Here is an 18,806-nt window from a genome sequence, read left to right on the forward strand (position 1 = left end):
CGGGCTGCTGCAGCCGCTGCAGCCCGGGGAGCCTGCCGCTGGCCCAGCGGCAGCGGCGTATACCCGCCAGGACCCGTTCAAAGCGGTCATTTATGACCGCACCGGGGCCTTGAGCGGGTACGCACTCCAGCGCGCACTCGAAGCGCGCGGCTGTGTGCCGGAGATGAGCGACGAGCAGCGCGTCGTCTTGCTCTTCACGCTTGGGTCCACTCTGGATGATGCGAATCACGCCTTATGGGCTCTTATGCATATAGTAGAGCAAGGGGAAGAGCCAGAAGGCATTCGGAGTGGAGGGGAGAAGGATGGCAGTGAAGCAGGGCTGATCAATGGGCCGTATTTAAATCAAGCAGGCTACACGATGTTTAAACCTGTGGAATTGCTCTCCAATGAGGATGTTGAAACATCCCTTGATCGGTCGCTTAGCCAAACCCAGGCCACCGACGAGCCCCATGTTTCCACGTGGAACAATTTGCAGGAAGAGAATCCATATTCATCCCCGATAACGTTCTCTATTCAACCTATTAGCCAAGACAGAGTTGAACCGATTGCGGTAACGGAGAGTACCGGCCGAGTGGCTGCCGAAATGGTGATTCCTTACCCGCCGGGCATTCCTATTCTGTATCCCGGCGAGCTGGTCTCGTACGATATGGCGGAGCGGTTAGTGGTACTCCATCAGGCAGGAGCTAAATGCCAAGGCGTGAATGATACAACCTTGGCCACGTTGTTGGTTTTTAAACAATAGTATCTAACACTAATGGACAAAGAAAACATGAAAGCAGGATACGCTATGACGAATCGCAGACCATTATTCATTACCGTTGAAGGAGGGGATGGGTCCGGCAAAACAACCATGATGGGCCGTCTGGCGGCCTTTATGCAAAACCATTCGATACCCTATCTGATTACCCGTGAGCCAGGCGGTATCGAGATTGCAGAGAAGATCAGATCGATCATACTGGATCCTGAGCATGTAACGATGGATGCCCGCACCGAAGCACTGCTATATGCTGCAGCACGTAGGCAGCATCTGGTGGAGAAGGTAGAACCGGCACTCAGGCAAGGGTTAACGGTGTTGTGTGACCGTTTTGTTGACAGCAGTCTCGTCTACCAAGGCTATGCAAGAGGGCTTGGCATGGATGAAGTATGGAGTATCAATCAATTCGCCATTGACACTCGGATGCCGGATCTGACTTTATTGTTTGATGTTGACCCTGAAGTGGGGATGTCCCGCATCAAGGCGAACGCAGAACGAGAGATGAACCGGCTGGATATGGAGAATATGGCGTTTCATGAGAAAGTTAGGGAAGGCTATAGGTTGGTGGCAGAGCGTGATAAAGAGCGTATTCGGATTGTAGATGCCTCCAAAACGCCGACACAGGTAGAAAAAGAAATGATTCGTCACCTGGAAGACGCGATATTAAAGGATTTTTAAGGATGTTTGTCAAATAATAGAGTAAGGACAAGTGACGTCCTAATTGAACAAGGAGGGTTTACCATGAAATTGATAGTTGCGATTGTACAGGATAAAGATAGCAACCGTCTCTCCGCCGCATTGGTTAAAGCAAATTTCCGAGCAACAAAGCTTGCAAGTACAGGCGGCTTTCTGAAGGCGGGGAATACCACCTTTATGATTGGGGTGGACGATTCTCAGGTGGAAAGCGTGCTTAGTGTCATTCGCACAAGCTGTAAGGTACGTGAACAGCTGGTCACACCGGTAACCCCTATGAGTGGTACAACCGATTCCTATTTACCGCTACCGGTTGAAGTACAGGTGGGCGGCGCTACCGTCTTTGTGCTTCCGGTCGAGCGATTTGAACATTTCTGATTTAGACGATAGATGTTGACGGATGTTTTTATTGCGATATTTGACGTGGCTCGAAAGTTCACTTGCGGATCAGGATGGGAAGTCTCTTCTGTATCATAATAAAAATAGATACCGTAAGCGCTTGACAATACAACAATTTCAAGGTACGTTCACGAGAGGCATAGGTTGTTCTATTCAGAACGGACCGTATGGCCTCTCGCCTGCATTTAGGGCTAGAATTTGAGTTATAAGTAGAAGGCGGTGTTTGTCGGTTGAAGATTAATCCGGGCTTTCGGCCCATGAAGAGCGAGCTCCCCGTACAAGACAATAATGCCAGACCTGTACAACAGCGCTCCTTCTCCGATATGATGCAGAAGCAAGGAGAGCGTGCAACGCATGAGGAATTAAATCGCCAAATGCGAGAAATCGCCCTCCAAGGAGATCGGTTGGCCAGCACGATGACCGTGCGCGAGCTTAAGGCATATAAATTATTGGTTCGTCGTTTCTTGGAAGAGACGGTCCGCCGTGGTGTCAAGATGAAGGAGACCAGAGGCTGGGATCGCAGAGGACGCGGCAAGCGGTTTAACGTTATTGATGAGATTGATGCTGCTCTGTTGGCAATGGCGGATGACCTTCTGGGAACGGAGCAGGGACGGATTGACTTGTTGAACAAAGTCGGAGAGATTCGTGGAATGTTGATTAACCTCGTATTCTAGGTACCTCCGGTATTGCTGATGTGAATTGCTTAATGAAAGAGAGGACTTTATGTCTTTTAATGATATTGTTGGCCAGGAGACGGCAAAACAGATGCTCCAGAATGCCTTGCGCCGAGAAGCTGTCAGCCATGCATATCTGTTCAGCGGTCCAAGTGGAGCTGGACAAATACAGACGGCTTTCACTTTTGCCCAGGCGCTGTTCTGTACGGAAATTACAGATGATGCTTGCGGACGATGTCTGGAATGCCGAAAGCTTGAGCACGGCAACCATCCTGACCTCACGAAGATTGAACCGGATGGGGCAAGCATCAAGATCGACCAGATTCGTGAGTTGCAGCGCATATTCTCGTATCGCTCTGAGAATCGAAATCCTAAGGTGTATATTATAGATCGAGCTGACAAGATGACGACACAGGCGGCGAATAGCCTGCTTAAGTTTCTAGAGGAGCCGCAGGCACCAGCCGTAGCCATTTTGATAGCGGAGAATGGACAAGCATTATTGCCAACCATTCAATCCAGAACGCAAAATGTTCCGTTTCGAGCCCTTGATCCGGGCATGATGGAGCAGGTGCTCGTCAGTGAAGGATATCCGGCTGCGCTTGTGCGTTGTGCCGTACATCTTTCTTCCGGTTTAGATGATTGTAGGAAAATATTGAATGAGAATTGGTTTGCAGAAATTAGAAACGTAGTGTTACAATTAGGGAAGGAGTCTTTGAATCGCACTGGCTCAGCGATCATTACGGCGAGTCAGAAAGTGTTCAAATCCGAACTCTCAGATCATCTGGACATTTTGTTCAGTCTGTTTCATTTATGGTTTAAGGACATGATCCATGTCCAGTATGGAAGGAAAGAGTCTCTCGTTTTCATAGATCAGGCGGAGTATATCTCTGGTCATGCGTCAGCCCGCAGCACAGCACAGTGGGTGTCCTACATGGATTTGGCCGCAGAGTGTCAGAAGAAGTTACGCTATAATGTCAATGGACAGCTCTGCGTAGAGCAGCTATTGATGGGTTTGGGCGGTAACACTCCGGCGTGAGCACGCCCCCAGGCCCGAAGAATGGCCAATATGTACAGGCACAAGGGGGTTTATTTTTTTGTACAGTGTAGTAGGTGTCCGCTTCAAGAAAGCGGGCAAAATATATTACTTTGATCCGCTTGAACTGCCCGTGGAGAAAGAGAATTCCGTCATCGTCGAAACGGCGCGAGGTATTGAGTATGGTCAAGTTGTGATTGGAAAGAAGGAGGTCGGTGAGGCTGATGTCGTTCTTCCACTGAAGAAAGTCATCCGCATTGCAGGGGATTCCGATGCACGCATCGTTGAAGAGAACAAGCAAGCTGCGAAGGATGCCTTTACCACCTGTTTAAATAAAATCCGGGATCACGGTTTGAAGATGAAACTGGTCGACGTGGAATTTACATTCGATCGTAACAAGATCATCTTCTACTTCACGGCCGAGGGCCGTGTGGATTTCCGCGAACTGGTCAAGGATCTGGCCAGCATATTCCGGACAAGAATCGAACTTCGTCAGATCGGAGTTCGAGATGAAGCGAAGATGCTCGGCGGGCTTGGACCTTGTGGACGTGTACTGTGCTGCTCCTCATGGCTCGGTGATTTTGAACCGGTATCGATCAAAATGGCGAAAGATCAAAGCCTATCGCTTAACCCGACAAAAATCTCCGGCTTATGCGGAAGATTAATGTGCTGCCTGAAGTTTGAGCATGATAATTATGAGAGCGTAAAAGAAGAGCTTCCATCTGTCGGCAAGATGGTCGTGACATCCCTGGGTGACGGCAAGGTTGTCGGCATCAATGCGGATAAACGGACGGTTCATGTTCAGCTGTTTGAAATTGGGAAGGTCAAAGAACTCCCATTGGATGACGTAGTCATCAAGTAAATCCAATAGAATGTTTATTTTCGGGGTGTAGACTTGGAGAAGAAAAACATTTTTGTGCTCATTCAAGAGTTGGAAACACAGATGGGACATGTACACAGTGAACTGGGTGGACTCAAGCTGGTCATCAAGGAGTTGCTGGAAGAAAACCATCGCCTCAGTCTTGAAAATGAACAGCTCCGGAAAATACTAAAGCGGGAAGTAGCTCCGGCAGAACTAGAGAACCAGGTTGCACTTCAGTCTGTGTCTCCCATCAAGGGAGAAATGCAGGGAGAAGATGTGGTCGGAGAGGGATATGATAACTTGGCCCGTCTCTATCATGAAGGCTTCCATATCTGCAACGTCTATTATGGACATTTGCGAACGGAAGGCGATTGCCTTTTCTGTCTATCTTTTTTGAATAAATAAGAAGCCGTAGGATAAACTGCCTACGGTTTTTTTCTGAAATTAGAAGGTTATACTGTTTAGAATTAAGGAGTGTCATGAACGATGAAATGGAATGAAGTCTCGCTGGCGCCATCGGAGCGGATCGATGATCTGCTTACCCATGAGCTGGGTATTATACAGAGTGAGGAGGTTTTTAGTTTCTCGATGGATGCGGTGCTGCTTGCCAGATTTGCCAGCATTCCGCGCAGGGGACGAATTCTGGACATGTGTACAGGGAACGGGGTTATTCCGATCCTCATGTCTACACGAACCAAGGCACCGATTGAAGGAATTGAAATCCAGCCCCGACTTGCGGATATGGCCAGACGCAGTGTCAAGATGAACGATCTGCAGGATCAGATCACCATCCATGAAGGAGATTTGAGAGAGCTCTACAAAGAGGAGGGAGTTGGCTACGGGGCATACGATCTCATCACAGTCAATCCGCCTTATATGCCGATGAATGGCAGCGATCTGAAGCTGAATGAACATCAGGCGATCGCCAGACACGAGGTGTATTGTACCTTGGAAGAGGTTATTGCATCTTGCGCGCGGTTACTGCGCCAAGGCGGCAAAATGAGTATGGTGCATAAGCCTTTACGCCTAGCAGAGATCATCACCCTGATGAGCCAATACCGCATCGAGCCCAAAGTAATACGTTTTGTTCATCCGCGTGCCAATATGGAGGCCAATATGGTATTAATTGAAGGAATACGCGATGGCAAGCCGGAAGTTAGACTAAAGGCGCCATTGATTGTATACGATGATCAGGGACAATACGGCGAGGAATTCATGGAGATCTATTATGGATCCCAATAGAGATGAGGCTAAGACAATGAGCAATCTGGTGCAACAGAGCTACGCGGCCCCTGCAGACGGCGGCCCGGGTTCACTATATTTGGTAGCGACGCCCATCGGTAATTTGGAGGATATGACTTACCGGGCCGTACGAACGCTGCAAGAGTGCGACATTATCGCGGCTGAGGATACGAGGCAGTCGCGAAAGCTGCTTACGCATTTTGACATTCCGACCAAGCCTTTGTTCAGCTATCATGAGCATAATAAGGCAGCCAGCGGTCCTGAAATCATACGCTATATAATAGAAGGAAAAAATGTAGCGCTTGTCAGCGATGCCGGTTTGCCGGCGATTTCCGATCCTGGTGCGGATTTGGTATCGTTGGCGATTGCAGCGGGAATTGCAGTCATTCCGATTCCGGGAGCCAATGCTGCACTGTCCGCATTGATTGCCTCGGGTCTGCCGACCGAACGGTTCACCTTTATCGGATTTCTACCAAGGGAACGTAAAGATATCATCAATCAGCTGGGGGAGCTAACATCCGCGCACGGAACCTTGATTTTCTATGAATCGCCGCACCGTGTGAAGAAGACGTTGTCGTTGATGGGAGAGGTACTGGGAAATCGAAAGGTGACGCTTGCTCGCGAGCTTACCAAACGGTATGAGGAGTTTCTTCGTGGAACGGTAGCGGAGTGCTTGGCTTGGCTGGAGGATCACCCTCCGCTAGGAGAATATTGTATCGTGGTTGAGGCCGGATCGGTAGAAGACGAAGTACGGGAACAGAATGCATGGTGGCAGGAGATGGCACTTGAGGCACACGTGCAGCATTACGAAGAACAAGGCCTGAACCGTAAAGATGCGATGAAAAAGACCGCAAGTGATCGCGGAGTTTCGAAGCGGGATGTCTACAATGCACTTCTGAACGAATGAGAGCAGGTTATTGGGGGCGTAGGGGAGGATAACAAAAAAAATACCTCCCTGCGGCCGGGTTCATAGCCGAGGAAGGCGCCAAGGAGATATGAAAAAGGTTAGAATTAACAAAAAGTAATAATGCTATTATATACTAAATTTCTTAATTTGTCACAGGTGTAGGGATTTCGGAAATACATTCGTGACAAACGATTTTGCCTTTGAAATAAGTTACGTTCTCAGCATTGCCACAGAAGATGCAAGCAGGCTCATATTTCTTCAGCATGATGCGTTCGCCATCTACATAGATCTCCAAAGCATCCTTCTCACCAATTCCAAGTGTGCGGCGCAATTCGATTGGAATGACAACGCGTCCCAGCTCATCGACTTTCCTTACAATTCCTGTTGATTTCATCATAACTTATAAATGCCCCTCTCGCCATAATTTAAAAAAGTCATAATTCGACATTGTTCTAGTTTTTATGTTATTTATAGTACCAACGATTCCCAAAACAGTCAACCTATATTTTTGAGAAATCGGAACCTATTTACGAAAATATAGTGAACAAAACCGCACTATTACAACATAGTTACCAGTTGAAGACCAATAAATGTTGCATTTTTCAAGTTGTCGATTTGGTAAGCGTGTTTTTACTTTTTTCGACACAGTTCGACACATAGTGTCAAAATAAGTGTTGAACAGCCATTTTAGGATACAAGGAGATGAGTTACAGATGTATTCCCCGATCTCGGAAGAGAAAGTATTTAAAGATCCCGTCCATAATTATATTTATGTGCAGGACGATTTGATCTGGCGGCTAATCAATACGCCCGAATTTCAGCGGCTGCGCCGGGTCAGGCAGCTTGGCACTTCTTATCTGACCTTTCATGGCGCAGAACATAGTCGATTTTCCCACTCTCTGGGTGTTTACGAAATAACGAGACGCATCATTACTCAGTTCGAGCGCAGAGGCTATTCCGATTGGCCAGCTTCGGAACGACAGGTGGCACTATGTGCTGCTTTGCTGCATGATGTGGGACACGGTCCATTCTCACATTCAATAGAAGAAGCTTTTGACATGAATCATGAGGATTGGACGTGCAGGATATTGTTGGGTGATACATGCATTCACCAGGTACTACTCGAGCTCGGTGATGACTTCCCGAGCAAGGTGGCATCCGTCATTCAGAAAACATACGATAAACCCATCGTTATGAATTTGGTCACAAGTCCGCTCGATGCGGATCGGATGGATTATCTACTGCGGGATGCATACTATACTGGTGTGAATTATGGAACCATTGATATTGACCGGGTTCTACGGATGTTAAGACCCTACAAAGACCGTGTTGTGGTCAAAGAATCAGGTATGCACGCGGTGGAGGATTATCTTATGTCCCGCTACCAAATGTACTGGCAAGTCTATTTTCATCCGGTGACGCGCAGCTCTGAAATTATTCTGCGTCAAATATTCCGCCGGGCGAGGGAGTTATATCATCAAGGTTATACTTATCAGTTCATGATTGATCCGCTGCCAGCATTATTTGAAGGCAATATCAACGTGAACCAATATCTCCGGCTGGATGAAGCTTGATCCAGACTGCATTCCTGCAGTGGACTGATGAGAAGGATCAACTCCTTAGCGAATTATGCGGCCGGTTCATGCACCGCAAGCTCTATAAATATGTAGAAATCGACAACTTGGATCAAGGTTCGATCGACGCAATTCGCCAAGCCGTTCAAGCTGTGGGCTTACATCCGGATTACGATCTGGAGATTGATTTTCCGACCGATCTTCCTTATGATGAATTCCATCCAGGCGCACCACAGAGCGAGAAGCAGATTCTGCTGCTGGATCGTTACGACGGGCTGAGGGAGATTTCGGAGGTATCCGAAATTGTACGCTCCATCAGTGGCATCCATCAAGGTCGTTGTCATTTATACTATCCGGAAGAGAAGATCAGCCAAGTGCTGAATGCTTTGCCGGATACCGTAGTAAAGATATTCAGACAGCCCAATTAGACGAGTAATATACTGATAATACCGGAACTTGCGGAAAATGTTACTATTCGGGATATGACAGGAAAGGAGAGGGGAAACCTCATGCTGTTCGACACTCATACGCATCTAGATGCTCCTCAATTCGACGAGGATCGGGAGGACATGATTGAGAGAGCACTGCAATCTGGCGTGAGCCGGATGGTCAATATCGGATTTAACCGGGAGACGATTCCGTCGACGATGAAATTGGCGGAAACGTATGATTTTATATATGCGGCCGTGGGCTGGCATCCCGTGGACGCAATTTCGATGGAGGAGCAAGATATCGACTGGATCGCCTCCTTTTGTGCCCATGAAAAAGTTGTGGCGATTGGGGAGATTGGACTGGATTATCACTGGGACACATCACCTAAGGATGTGCAGCATCAGGTATTTCGTCGTCAAATCGGACTAGCCCGCGAGCTGAACATGCCGATTGTGATTCATAATCGGGATGCTCATGAAGATACAGTGAGGATATTGAGGGAGGAACATGCGTCAGAAGTCGGAGGAATTATGCACTCCTTCTCAGGCAGCTGGGAGACAGCGAAGATGTGCCTGGACATGGGGTTTCATATCTCGTTTGGTGGCCCGATCACATTCAAGAATGCCAAGCAGCCCAAAGAGGTGTTAGCTCAAGTTCCGCTTGACCGACTGTTGATCGAAACCGATGCTCCTTACCTGACGCCGCATCCTTACCGAGGGAAGCGAAATGAGACCGCATATGTGAGAATGGTGGCCGAGGCTGCGGCCGAAATTCGAGGCCTGTCTCTTGAGGAATTGGCCCAAATTACCACCAAAAATGCCCTGGAACGATTTGGTATTTCATAAAAACGAGAGTAAATGCGGTGAAAAAGTGAGCATTTGCGATTAATTAAAGTTTTTTAATCTAAAAAGACGCCATTATTACAATATTTTAACCTTTTACATGAGAAAATGTGGTTGATTGTTACTTTACAACCTGCATCGAAACAGGATATCATCTTTTCAGTGATAAGAAGCTGCGTTGCCAAATGCTCGCAGTCATAAATTCATGAACCGTCTCGCTTAGTCTCCGCAAAATTGGGAGAACGGGGGAACCGATACTGCCGTGCAATAGACATCTTGATCTGATGCACGCCGCCGTATTTGATTTCTTTATCGGGTCTTTGGGGTGAATTAGATGGTCCTCGCCATGAGCGGGGCACTGGATATAGGGCGTCTCTCTTTCGTCCGAACCCGACAGCTAACCCCGGAAGCGAAGTAAGAGGGGAAATCTCGTGCATACCATTTCCATGATTTTATTCATCAGGAAGCCACGCTAGAGCCTCTGGAACTCTTTCAATGGCTTCTCTTTTATTTTTTGAATAATGGGGAAAGGGTCATCATACTGTTGGTAAACAGGAGGTGGCAAGTGTACGAAGAAGACGGGGAATGGCACTGGGTGTTCGATCAAGATTAGGATACCTTGTGAGAAATAATTGCTATAGTCGCGTCAAATGCATTCATGTGTTTACCTAGACGGCGGGACTATGAAGGAGGATGGAATAGTGGGCATTTTTCAACCTGAAGAAACCCATGAATCACAATCATCCAGCATGTCTTACGCATTGAGATGGAAGCATGAGAATTTGCGTCAATTGATGTTGCTCGGTACGATGGGTGCCGTCACGGTATCTCTTCTCATTTCGCTGGTAGTACATGATCAGAGCGGCAAACAAGTACAGATTGTTGTCGATGGTCGTGTCACCACGGTAGAAACTCGTGGATCTTTGCTGCAGGAACTGCTGGATGAGCAAGCGATCACGTTAAATGAGCAGGATCAGATCTCGATGCCGCTCAACGGCTCGATTCAGGACGGGGACCGGATCATCATTGAACGGGCCATTCCAATCAACATTACAGTAGGCGGCACAACTAAAACCATTTTTACGACCCAGGATTCGGTAGATCATGCACTTAAAGAGGCTGGTATAACGGTCCAAGGTGAAGATATAGTAGACCCATCACCAACCACGAAACTGACGAGCGATTTGGAAATTCGTATCGTTAATGTTACCAAGGAAAGTGTCCAAGAGCCCGAGAACCGTGAATTCCGTATTATCAAGACGGCGGATCCTTCCCTTGTAAGAGGAGATAATCGTGTCATTCAGCGTGGTGAACCAGGCGTCATTATTAACCACTATGAGAATGTCTATCATGACGGTGTTCTGGTATCCAAGACCAAGAAGTCCCAAGAGGTTGAACGCAAAACACGAGACAAGGTCATAGCGGTTGGCACCAAGAAAGTGGCACAGCTCCTGTTGTGCAGGCTGCTGCTTCCGATGTCAAGGCAACACCTGCCAAGCTGTCTCAGACCAAGAAAGCTCCAGCCACGGCGACGAAAGCGGTAGAGAATAATGTCGTTTCACGGGCCGGTGTAGATTTCAAATATAACAAAGTGTTGAATAATGTCTCCATGACGGCTTATTCATCGGAGCAAAAAGGTATCGGTACCCGCACGGCTTCAGGCACCCGTGTCACAGAAGGACGCACCATCGCGGTTGATCCGAGTATCATTCCGATCGCTGGTGGGTATATATCGAGGGAATTGGATTCCGCCGAGCTGAGGATACTGGCGGTGCCATCAAAGGTAACAAAATCGATGTGTATTATGATTCCTTGAAATCGGCTGTGAATTTTGGACGTAAGAACGGACGTACTGTATATGTCATAGGTCCCGTTAAACCTGAATTAAACTAAACGGCATGCGTCTAAACGCATGAATTCCAATTTACTTTGTCATGCTAATGCTATACTATGTAGCTTATAATATACTGGATTAAGAAGAGGATCTGATCCTCTTCTTTTGTTTTGTTTAAGACTTACCCTTGCGCACGCATCGCGGCTTTGGGTCTTAGTGAGGAAGGAAGCGTACAAGCGAATATGATCAAAGAAGTGATTGTAGTAGAAGGTCGGGACGACACGGTGGCCGTTAAACGGGCCGTCGAGGCAGATACCATCGAAACCGGTGGTTCTGCCATCAACAAGGAGATTCTAAAGCGTATTGCTCTCGCCCAAGAGCGGCGGGGGATTATCATATTAACGGATCCAGACCATGCAGGTGAACGAATTCGCAAAATCGTTGATCAGCATGTGCCCGGCTGCAAGCATGCATTCATCCCGGAGAAGGAAGCGACCCGTAAAGGGATATCGGCGTAGAGAACGCCTCGCCTGAGGCGATTCGGCACGCTTTAGCAAGGGTCCATACCTCATTTGCCGGCAAGGAGAGCCTGATCACGCTGGGAGATCTGATCGAAGCGAGGCTGACGGCTCACCCGGATGCCGCGGCCAGACGGATGTTTATGGGCAACTTGCTTGGCATAGGCTATGGTAATAGCAAACAGTTTCATAAACGGATGGGGATGTTTCAAATCTCGCGTGAAGAGTTTCTGGCTGCACTTGCACAGCTGGAAGAGAGGGGCCAATAACCTATGAACAATCGAACCGAATATATCTCCACACCTAGACGTACCAAGGATATTATTGCGCGGCATGGATTTTCCTTCAAGAAAAGCTTGGGGCAGAATTTCCTCGTGGACCAGAATATCCTGCATAACATTGTAGAAGCTGCGCAACTGGACGACACCAAAGGAGCGCTCGAGATCGGTCCGGGTATCGGTGCATTGACAGAGAAGCTTTCCCAGACTGCTGGTAAAGTCACAGCTGTTGAGATCGATCAACGGCTCATACCGATTCTGACAGAAGTGCTGGAGCCGTATGACAATGTCAGAGTAGAGCATGCAGATGTCTTGAAAGTGGACTTGCATGAGCTGTTTCGTCAAGACTTCGAAGATGTGTCCAAGGTTAGCGTGGTTGCCAATCTGCCGTATTATGTCACGACGCCGATTCTGATGAAGCTGCTGGAAGAGAAACTACCGCTGGAGAATATTGTAGTCATGATCCAGAAGGAAGTAGCCGTTCGAATGGCAGCTGCCCCAGGAAGCAAGGATTACGGCAGTCTAAGCATCGCTGTGCAATATTATAGTGAGCCTGAACTGGTCTGTGTCGTACCGCATACGGTCTTCATCCCACAACCGAATGTTGAATCGGCGGTTATCAGGTTGGCTGTCCGTCAAGCGCCGCCAGTGCACGTAGAAGACGAAGCGTTTTTCTTTGATGTTGTTCAGTCCTCCTTTGCCCAGCGGCGGAAGACGATTGCTAATAACCTGAAGAGTCGTTTCTTCCCTGGAGAAGGGCGTGAACGGCTGGAAGAGCTTCTGGCGGAGGCAGGGATTGAACCCGTCAGGCGCGGCGAGACGCTGAGCATCGAGGAATATGCCCGGCTTAGTAATGTGTTGCATCATGCCGGGATTCGTTAGAGCGGACGTATGGGGACGATTCCGATATGATGGTACCCAAATGCCGAAATCAGATAAATTAACATTCAATACGAACCAATAGTCACAGAGGCCCATACCATAGGGTAGGGGTGATGTTGTGATGAACTTGGGAGACTTGGTCGTACGTAAATCCTACGGCGGCGATGTAACGTTCCGGGTAGAAGGTATGCGGCATCAGTCAGTTGTCATTAAAGGGACGGATTTCCGGCTTCTAGCCGATGCTCCCGCCGACGATCTGGTAATGGTACCGCATCCCACGCTAAGCGAACGAACGAAACAGGCGCAGATCAAAGCCAATGAATCGCTTGACCGCCTGCAGAAGCACAGACAGGAACAGAGTGAGAGGCAGCTGGCCAACTTGAGAAATACCGAGGGCGGTCAGTTCACGGATAAAGGATTTTTCGACGTGCCAGGCAAAGTGCTGCATTTGGACGGTGATCCCCTCTATCTGAAGAAAAGCATGAGTCTATACAACCAGCTTCGGGTCCCAGCGGAAGGTCATTATATTAATGAGTCAGCGATGGCTGATACATTGTATCGTCTTCTTCCCCGGGTAAGACCTGATATCGTCGTGATTACGGGTCATGATGGTGTGCTTAAACGGCGTCAGCCGTATGACCTGCACAGCTTGGACAGCTATAAGAACTCACATAATTTTGTGTCAGCCATCCAGGTGGCACGTCAATATGAACGGAATCTGGATTCTCTGGTTATTGTTGCAGGTGCATGTCAGTCGCATTTTGAAGCGCTGCTGCAGGCAGGAGCGAATTTTGCCAGCTCACCGGGTCGAATTCTCATCCATGCGCTGGACCCCGTCTACGTGGCTTCTAAGGCGTCGTATACCTCGCTGAGGGAAACTGTGAACATCCATGACGTTATTCACAATACGATCAGCGGCAGTCAAGGCGTAGGAGGCATTGAGACGAGAGGGAGCTATCGCATCGGTCTCCCTAAACTACAGGATTTGTCCACGCTCAAGGTAACACCATCAATAAGTTAAACCAGAAAACCCCACAATGGCTGGGGTTTTTTTGCTGTGTCCAGGGAACATCGAAGAAAATGTCGGAAATTATACATAAACCTTGTCATAATGGTGCATATTAAACCAAATAAAGACGATAAATACAAAGTCGAAAAAAAGTCGTTGACAATGTATTTTTGATGCTGATATAATTAATGTTTTTGATTTGACAAAAAGGTTTATTTTCGGTATAATGGACAAGGAAAGAGGTGGTCGTCGACAATGGCTAAAAACGCGCTGTTGGAAATCAAACGCAGTCTCGATGCCCATTTGGGGCAAAAAATTACGCTTCGAGCTAACGGTGGCCGCAGGAAGACCGTCGAGCGTACTGGTGTTTTGGAAGAAACGTACCCTTCTGTTTTCATTGTAAAGCTGGATCAGGACCAGCAAACCTTTAAACGCGTGTCTTACAGTTATGCCGATATTCTGACTGAAACCGTGGAGATCATGGTGACCGGCGATGACAACCAGATGCGAATTACGTATATCAAGTCATAACGATAAGAGCAGCCCCTTGAGGGGGCTGTTTTTGGTTTGCCATGCTTTTTTGGGGATGGTTAAGGTGGTGCAGATGCATAATAAGAAAGCGTAAGGCCTTTGTGCCACGCTGTATGTCATGCCATACTCATATTCTTCCAAGGAGGCGGGAAATGATGAGCCGAAAGCGACGAGGCATCATGTCAGAGCAGTTGAAGACCGAATTAGCCAAGGAGCTTGGTTTCTACGACACCGTGGAAAAAGAGGGCTGGGGAAGCATTAAAGCCAAGGATGCCGGCAATATGGTCAAACGTGCGATCGAGCTCGCTGAGCGCGCTGCCAGCAAATCGGATTTGTAGAACAGGGGCTAATATCATCAATCCAGGCAAGGATATAGATAAGTGACTCTCTGATCAGAGAGTCACTTGTTTGTATATTATTCAATGAACTTATCATCAAGGCCCTATACACCATGACTTCATTGCCGGAGTTTGTTAATATAAAGGCATTAGATGTTTTTTGAGGAATATGGTAAGTTCAAGCATATGGGAAAAGCTAAGGATAGGTGAACGTCTTGAAAATATACGAAAAGGCACCGGCCAAAATCAACTTAATGCTCGATGTGCTCCATAAGCGGGCCGACGGATTCCACGAAGTGGAGATGGTCATGACGATGATCGATCTCGCGGACAGGCTCGAAATGTCAGAGCAGAAACGAGATACGATCATCATAACCTCGCAGGCAGGCTACATACCGCTGGACGAGAAGAATTTGGCCTTCCAGGCAGCCAGACTAATCAAAGATCGCTACGACGTCAAGCAGGGCGTACACATTCACCTGGACAAGAAAATTCCGGTTGCAGCCGGACTGGCTGGAGGCAGCAGTGACGCTGCGGCAACGCTGCGCGGTCTCAATCGATTATGGGGACTCGATATCCCGCAGGATGAGCTGCTTCAACTCGGTGCTGAGCTTGGCTCTGACGTGCCCTTCTGTGTGACGGGCGGTACGGTATTAGCCACAGGGAGAGGAGAAGTGCTAACGCCGGTGCCAACCCCGCCACAGAGCTGGGTTATTGTGGCGAAGCCGCCAATTAACGTATCCACGGCCGAAGTCTATGGACGTCTCCGCAGCGAACGTATACAGCATCACCCTTCCGCCGAGGCTATGGTGGCAGCGCTTGAAGAGGGTGACTTCCACCAGATGTGCAAATCGCTGGGCAATGTATTGGAAGAGGTTACCCTGAAGCTGCACCCTGAGGTACAGCAGCTTAAGGAAGGGATGTTGAAGTTAGGGGCTGACGGGGCGCTGATGTCGGGCAGCGGGCCGACGGTATTCGGACTCGTGTCCAAGGAATCCAAAGTCGCGCGCATATATAACGGGCTTCGTGGATTCTGTAAAGAGGTGTATGCTGTTCGCCTGCTTACTTCCTAACGGTTAAGATTGACAGATTAGGGGCGATTATCATACTTAGTTGTATAAATACGTACAAAAGTGTTATATTTAACATATAATATTCGGATTTAGCGAGGAACCCTTGTGAAAAAATTAAAACGAAGCGAACGATTGGTCGACATGACCCAATATTTATTATCGGAACCGCATAGGTTAATCCCGCTGACGACGTTCGCTGAGCGATATGGAGCGGCCAAGTCGTCCATTAGCGAGGATCTAGCGATCATCAAGGACGTATTTGAAAGTGAAGGGCTTGGCGAACTGCAGACCTTGGCTGGAGCAGCAGGGGGAGTACGGTATACGCCGAAGCTGCGCAAGGATCATGCGCTGCGATTTGCGGAGGAACTGTGTCAGCAGCTTCAGCAATCGGATCGTATTCTGCCGGGCGGATATTTATATATGTCCGATTTGCTCGGACAGCCTTCCCTCATGAACGAAGCGGGCAAGATTATCGCGACAGCCTTCTCTGACCGCGATATCGATGTGGTTATGACGGTGGAAACAAAAGGCATACCGCTGGCCTATGCCACCGCAGCCCAGCTTAACCTGCCGGTTGTACTAGTTCGTCGGGACCATCAGGTCACGGAAGGATCGGCTGTAAGCATCAATTATGTATCCGGGTCCCATAAGAGCATCCACACGATGTCCTTATCGAGGCGCGCACTGAAGGAACGTTCCAAAGTCCTGATTGTGGATGATTTCATGAAGGCCGGTGGTACGATTCAAGGAATGGTTGATCTGCTGGGTGAGTTCAATGCCGAAGTGGCTGGCGTGGGTGTATTGGTCGAGTCCGGCTCAGTTGAGACGGACGAAAGATTACTGGAGGACTATATTTCGCTTGCGATGTTAAGCGATGTCGATGCCAAAACCAAGAGAATCACGGTCAAGCCAGGTAATTACTTTGCGGATTAGAACGGCATTTTTTGTCGATATAATAGCGTTTTCATTCGAATAAGCACGAAGTCTGTCGAAAATATCACTTTCTAAAAAAAATTCCTGTTTTTAGGACATTTTGTAGTAGAAAAAGAAGGATTTCGGGTTTGCTATGTGGAATTATACACCAAGTCTCTGATGGAAAAAGGTGGTGAACACATATGCAAATTACGGATGTCAGACTCCGCCGTGTTAATTCTGAGGGGAGAATGAAGGCAATCGCATCCATTACCATCGATAATGAATTTGTCGTTCACGACATTCGCGTCATCGACGGGAACAATGGAATGTTTGTTGCAATGCCGAGCAAACGCACTCCTGATGGAGAATTCCGCGACATTGCCCATCCCATTTCTTCCGGTACCCGCGAGAAGATTCAATCGGCTGTACTGGCCGAGTATGAGCGCGCAGCTACGGAAGAAGAAGTGATTGAAGAAGGCGCTTAAGTTTTACAATTGGGGTTCAAGGAAAAGAGAGCCATACTTTTGGCTCTCTTTTCTTTTTTTGTAGAATGATATATATTCAGTAGTGAGTTCAAGAGGAGGAGGAAGTGCCCTTGAAAAGATTTGCAATTGTACTTGCCGCTGGGCAAGGCAAAAGAATGAAATCCAAATTATATAAAGTGCTCCATCCCGTTTGTGGCAAACCGATGGTTGGCCATGTAGTGAATACCGTGCAGCAAGTTCATTGCGAACGTAGCGTTGTGGTGGTCGGACATGGCGCAGAAGCCGTTCGTTCCTATTTGCAGGATACTGCCGAGTATGTTCTTCAGGAGCAGCAGCTCGGTACGGGACATGCCGTCAAACAAGCTAAGGATTTACTTGGTGGAGAAGAGGGCTCTACGTTGGTTGTGTGTGGGGATACCCCGCTGGTAACACCTGAGACGCTGGAGAATTTGCTGAACCTCCATGAGAGCAGCAATGCAGCCGTAACCGTGCTTACCGCGCGCACGGATAATCCGAAGGGCTACGGCCGGATCATTCGTGGAGAAGATGGGAACGTCTTGCGCATAGTCGAGCAGAAAGATTGCAGCCCCGAAGAGGATGCAGTGACTGAATTTAATACCGGTACTTATTGTTTTGACAATAAAAAGCTGTTCGCGGCACTAGAGAAAGTCACGAACCAGAACGTGCAACAAGAATACTATTTGACTGACTGTGTCAGCATTCTAAAAGAAGCTGGTGAGACCGTGCTGGCTTATCAAACGGATGACTATGCGGAATCAATCGGAGTGAACGATCGATTAGCTCTCTCACAAGCCGAAGGCTATATGCGTGAACGCATCAACCGTGCCCATATGTTGAATGGTGTGACTATTATCGATCCAGCTTCCACCTATATCGGAGCGGATGTTACGATCGGCTCTGATACGGTTCTGTATCCTGGGACGGTACTCAAAGGGAATACGGTAATCGGTGAGGATTGCGTGATCGGACCTGATAGCGATATTGAGGATTCCGTTATTGCACAGGGTGTCAGCGTTAAGCACTCCGTACTTAGCCATGCGGAGGTTGGGGCACGTGCTTCAGTTGGTCCGTTCGCTTATTTGCGTCCGGGCGCCAAGCTGGGTGAGGACGTTAAGGTCGGTGACTTCGTTGAAGTGAAGAATGCCGTGATCGATAATGGTTCCAAAGTATCCCATCTAAGCTATATTGGTGATGCCAAGGTCGGTAAGAACGTGAATATCGGTTGTGGTGCGATTACCGTGAACTATGATGGATATAATAAGTCCGTTACGGAAATTGAAGACGATGCCTTTATCGGCAGTAATGTGAACCTGGTTGCACCTGTGAAGGTTGGCAAAGGCGCATTTGTTGTGGCCGGCTCCACCATTACACAATCCGTTCCGGATAATGATCTGGCTATTGCCAGAACGCGTCAGGAGAACAAGCCTGGCTATGCAGAGGAGATTCGTTCGCGCGCAATAGCCAAGAAGAATAACAAATCGTAATACGCCTGCTCCCGTTACGTATAAGC

The 18,806-nt window shown here is 48.2% G+C and carries 18 protein-coding genes, 4 pseudogenes and 1 riboswitch; of the genes and pseudogenes, 21 read left to right on the forward strand and 1 reads right to left on the reverse strand.

What is annotated here, in order from left to right; genetic code table 11:
* From JCM10914_RS27355 to rsmI, 9 genes and pseudogenes are all read left to right on the forward strand, one after another.
* Positions 1-742 (forward strand): annotated as a pseudogene (locus tag JCM10914_RS27355) (amino acid decarboxylase); the annotation flags it as partial.
* Between the two features lie 45 nt (positions 743-787).
* Complete coding sequence (gene tmk, locus JCM10914_RS27360; protein ID WP_023967247.1) at positions 788-1,432, forward strand: dTMP kinase; 645 nt, start codon at positions 788-790, stop codon at positions 1,430-1,432.
* 63 nt (positions 1,433-1,495) lie between these two features.
* Complete coding sequence (locus tag JCM10914_RS27365; RefSeq protein WP_006207400.1) at positions 1,496-1,825, forward strand: cyclic-di-AMP receptor; 330 nt, start codon at positions 1,496-1,498, stop codon at positions 1,823-1,825.
* Between the two features lie 251 nt (positions 1,826-2,076).
* Positions 2,077-2,520, forward strand: a complete 444-nt coding sequence (locus JCM10914_RS27370; RefSeq protein ID WP_023967249.1) for a YaaR family protein — start codon at positions 2,077-2,079, stop codon at positions 2,518-2,520.
* Positions 2,521-2,569: 49 nt separating this feature from the next.
* Complete coding sequence (gene holB, locus JCM10914_RS27375; RefSeq protein WP_023967251.1) at positions 2,570-3,556, forward strand: DNA polymerase III subunit delta'; 987 nt, start codon at positions 2,570-2,572, stop codon at positions 3,554-3,556.
* Positions 3,557-3,614: 58 nt separating this feature from the next.
* On the forward strand, positions 3,615-4,415 hold the full coding sequence (locus tag JCM10914_RS27380; protein ID WP_023967253.1) for a stage 0 sporulation family protein: 801 nt from the start codon (positions 3,615-3,617) through the stop codon (positions 4,413-4,415).
* A 33-nt stretch (positions 4,416-4,448) separates the two neighbouring features.
* Complete coding sequence (yabA, locus tag JCM10914_RS27385; RefSeq protein WP_023967255.1) at positions 4,449-4,820, forward strand: DNA replication initiation control protein YabA; 372 nt, start codon at positions 4,449-4,451, stop codon at positions 4,818-4,820.
* Between the two features lie 81 nt (positions 4,821-4,901).
* The gene (locus JCM10914_RS27390) at positions 4,902-5,657 is read left to right on the forward strand and encodes a tRNA1(Val) (adenine(37)-N6)-methyltransferase (RefSeq protein ID WP_023967257.1); all 756 of its coding nucleotides are present in this window, start codon (positions 4,902-4,904) and stop codon (positions 5,655-5,657) included.
* A 16-nt stretch (positions 5,658-5,673) separates the two neighbouring features.
* Positions 5,674-6,564, forward strand: a complete 891-nt coding sequence (gene rsmI, locus JCM10914_RS27395) for a 16S rRNA (cytidine(1402)-2'-O)-methyltransferase (protein ID WP_023967259.1) — start codon at positions 5,674-5,676, stop codon at positions 6,562-6,564.
* Between the two features lie 142 nt (positions 6,565-6,706).
* Here the strand turns inward: rsmI and JCM10914_RS27400 are convergent, their stop codons facing one another.
* Positions 6,707-6,961 (reverse strand): AbrB/MazE/SpoVT family DNA-binding domain-containing protein, encoded by a 255-nt coding sequence (locus JCM10914_RS27400; RefSeq protein WP_006207408.1) that lies wholly within the window; start codon positions 6,959-6,961, stop codon positions 6,707-6,709.
* Between the two features lie 316 nt (positions 6,962-7,277).
* On the opposite strand from JCM10914_RS27400, the pseudogene JCM10914_RS27405 reads away from it, so the two are divergent.
* The 12 genes and pseudogenes from JCM10914_RS27405 (at position 7,278) to glmU (ending at position 18,780) form a co-directional block, all read left to right on the forward strand.
* Positions 7,278-8,566: pseudogene (locus tag JCM10914_RS27405) on the forward strand (HD domain-containing protein).
* Between the two features lie 81 nt (positions 8,567-8,647).
* Positions 8,648-9,415: a TatD family hydrolase gene (locus JCM10914_RS27410; protein WP_023967265.1), complete on the forward strand. Its 768-nt coding sequence runs from the start codon at positions 8,648-8,650 to the stop codon at positions 9,413-9,415.
* A gap of 203 nt (positions 9,416-9,618) precedes the next feature.
* Positions 9,619-9,840, forward strand: a riboswitch (cyclic di-AMP (ydaO/yuaA leader).
* Positions 9,841-10,113: 273 nt separating this feature from the next.
* A pseudogene (locus tag JCM10914_RS27415) lies at positions 10,114-11,305 on the forward strand (ubiquitin-like domain-containing protein).
* Between the two features lie 183 nt (positions 11,306-11,488).
* A pseudogene (rnmV, locus tag JCM10914_RS27420) lies at positions 11,489-12,033 on the forward strand (ribonuclease M5).
* Positions 12,034-12,036: 3 nt separating this feature from the next.
* Positions 12,037-12,924, forward strand: a complete 888-nt coding sequence (gene rsmA / locus JCM10914_RS27425; protein ID WP_023967275.1) for a 16S rRNA (adenine(1518)-N(6)/adenine(1519)-N(6))-dimethyltransferase RsmA — start codon at positions 12,037-12,039, stop codon at positions 12,922-12,924.
* Between the two features lie 121 nt (positions 12,925-13,045).
* Positions 13,046-13,945 (forward strand): sporulation peptidase YabG, encoded by a 900-nt coding sequence (gene yabG / locus JCM10914_RS27430; RefSeq protein ID WP_023967276.1) that lies wholly within the window; start codon positions 13,046-13,048, stop codon positions 13,943-13,945.
* A gap of 243 nt (positions 13,946-14,188) precedes the next feature.
* On the forward strand, positions 14,189-14,464 hold the full coding sequence (gene veg / locus JCM10914_RS27435) for a biofilm formation stimulator Veg (protein WP_007132865.1): 276 nt from the start codon (positions 14,189-14,191) through the stop codon (positions 14,462-14,464).
* Positions 14,465-14,619: 155 nt separating this feature from the next.
* Positions 14,620-14,802, forward strand: coding sequence for a small, acid-soluble spore protein, alpha/beta type (locus JCM10914_RS27440; RefSeq protein WP_036720463.1), 183 nt, complete (start codon positions 14,620-14,622; stop codon positions 14,800-14,802).
* Positions 14,803-15,017: 215 nt separating this feature from the next.
* On the forward strand, positions 15,018-15,875 hold the full coding sequence (gene ispE, locus JCM10914_RS27445; RefSeq protein WP_023967280.1) for a 4-(cytidine 5'-diphospho)-2-C-methyl-D-erythritol kinase: 858 nt from the start codon (positions 15,018-15,020) through the stop codon (positions 15,873-15,875).
* Positions 15,876-15,980: 105 nt separating this feature from the next.
* Entirely contained in the window at positions 15,981-16,808 is an 828-nt protein-coding gene (gene purR, locus JCM10914_RS27450; protein ID WP_023967282.1) for a pur operon repressor, read from the forward strand.
* Between the two features lie 182 nt (positions 16,809-16,990).
* Positions 16,991-17,275, forward strand: coding sequence for a septation regulator SpoVG (gene spoVG / locus JCM10914_RS27455; RefSeq protein ID WP_006207419.1), 285 nt, complete (start codon positions 16,991-16,993; stop codon positions 17,273-17,275).
* Positions 17,276-17,385: 110 nt separating this feature from the next.
* A complete protein-coding gene (gene glmU / locus JCM10914_RS27460) occupies positions 17,386-18,780 on the forward strand; it encodes a bifunctional UDP-N-acetylglucosamine diphosphorylase/glucosamine-1-phosphate N-acetyltransferase GlmU (protein ID WP_023967284.1) in 1,395 nt (464 codons plus the stop codon).
* Positions 18,781-18,806 lie beyond the last annotated feature (26 nt).

Origin of the sequence: Paenibacillus sp. JCM 10914 (assembly GCF_001315105.1) — a bacterium.
In the GTDB taxonomy this organism is placed as follows: domain Bacteria; phylum Bacillota; class Bacilli; order Paenibacillales; family Paenibacillaceae; genus Paenibacillus_AQ.